Origin of the sequence: Dehalobacter sp. (assembly GCA_023667845.1) — a bacterium.
Taxonomy (GTDB): Bacteria; Bacillota; Desulfitobacteriia; order Desulfitobacteriales; family Syntrophobotulaceae; genus Dehalobacter.
Genome location: JAMPIU010000080.1, coordinates 1 through 1166, shown reverse-complemented (window position 1 = coordinate 1166; position 1166 = coordinate 1). Strand labels below are relative to the sequence as shown.

Below are 1166 nucleotides of genomic sequence, written 5' to 3'. Positions count from 1 at the left end.
TTGCGTTATGCCTCCGCCCGGTTTTGCGAACCTCCCAACCCTTGTGTGGGCACGCAGGAGGGTCTGACCCGAGGCGTGTGTAATAGTGTCCCTGGATAATTCCAGAGCGGTGAGTAGTATAACATGTTTTGCAGAGGCGCAAGGTAGGAAAACAGCGATTGCTTCAAGGAAGAAGTCAAGGAAGGGCAGCTGATGGCTCAAGGTTTATTCCTGAAGATATAAAAGCCAGATTGGATCGTCGTCTCGTTTTTGCAATAACGGGTTATTTTATTCATAATTTCATTTTCTATCAGCGAGATTACATTCCCTTGGTAATTTGTCCTAAAAAAGCTGATGTTACAATGATGGTGCAATAGTAATATTCCGGTTATTCCCCGGAGCAGGGAGCAATAATACTCATGTTGACTGCATTGGTTTTGGTTGGCGTAAAACCTGTGCATGCTGCCGAAATACCGACTGGTGTTGAGGTTTACTTTCCAAATGAAGCGTTAGACTGCGGGGTATGGCCTGACAGATTTTATACTTTGGCCCGCTTAGGAGAAAGGATAATTAATGAAAGCTAAACCAATCGGTTTGATTTTTCTAATCTTAGTGTTACTAATAGCTGGGTGCATTCAACCCATCGCAAACGAGCCTGATTTTCAAATTGAAGAAACAAAACAAGACTATATAGACTATGCCAGCGAAATTCAGATGGAAGTCCCGCATGTGCGGGCTGAAGGTGAAAATCTGATTCTCGATCTGACTATCTCCGGTTTGCAAAATGTGGTCAGCGTAGAAGAAGATTTCACAAATCGGGTTTGTGATCCGCTAATAAGCCTTGATCCGGCTCGGTCATTAACGAAATGGAAGGCTGAGAGTGACTTTACCAATATCAGCGATTGGAGCAAAGACATTGATATCAGTTACTTTTACAAATTAGAGAAACCGCTATCTGCTCAAACAAATGTTACGATGGATTGGACGATCGGTCCGTGCGGTCCTTGTTTTATGGAACAAAACATTCCATGCGACGTATTCCCCTTGGTGACCAATCACCGTTTCAACTTTGTGATTCCAGAAAGTTAGTTCCATAAAGTCGTAAATTCTAGAATTGGGAGTTAATATTCCCGATTCTGGTTAATTTCTTGAACTTCATCAGCTGTTGAATCGTGTTTTCTTGAATG

General features: G+C 42.5%; 3 protein-coding genes. All 3 read left to right on the top strand.

The features are described from left to right. Positions 1-158 precede the first annotated feature (158 nt). The 3 genes from NC238_06460 to NC238_06450 are packed head-to-tail and all read left to right on the top strand — an operon-like array spanning position 159 to position 1068. Positions 159-356 carry a hypothetical protein gene (locus NC238_06460; protein MCM1565579.1) on the top strand — a complete coding sequence of 66 codons (198 nt, stop codon included), beginning with the start codon at positions 159-161 and terminating at the stop codon, positions 354-356. A gap of 42 nt (positions 357-398) precedes the next feature. Further along, a complete protein-coding gene (locus NC238_06455; GenBank protein ID MCM1565578.1) occupies positions 399-563 on the top strand; it encodes a hypothetical protein in 165 nt (54 codons plus the stop codon). After that, positions 553-1068 carry a hypothetical protein gene (locus tag NC238_06450; protein MCM1565577.1) on the top strand — a complete coding sequence of 172 codons (516 nt, stop codon included), beginning with the start codon at positions 553-555 and terminating at the stop codon, positions 1066-1068. Before NC238_06455 ends, NC238_06450 begins: the two co-directional genes overlap by 11 nt. The last annotated feature ends 98 nt before the right edge of the window (positions 1069-1166 follow it).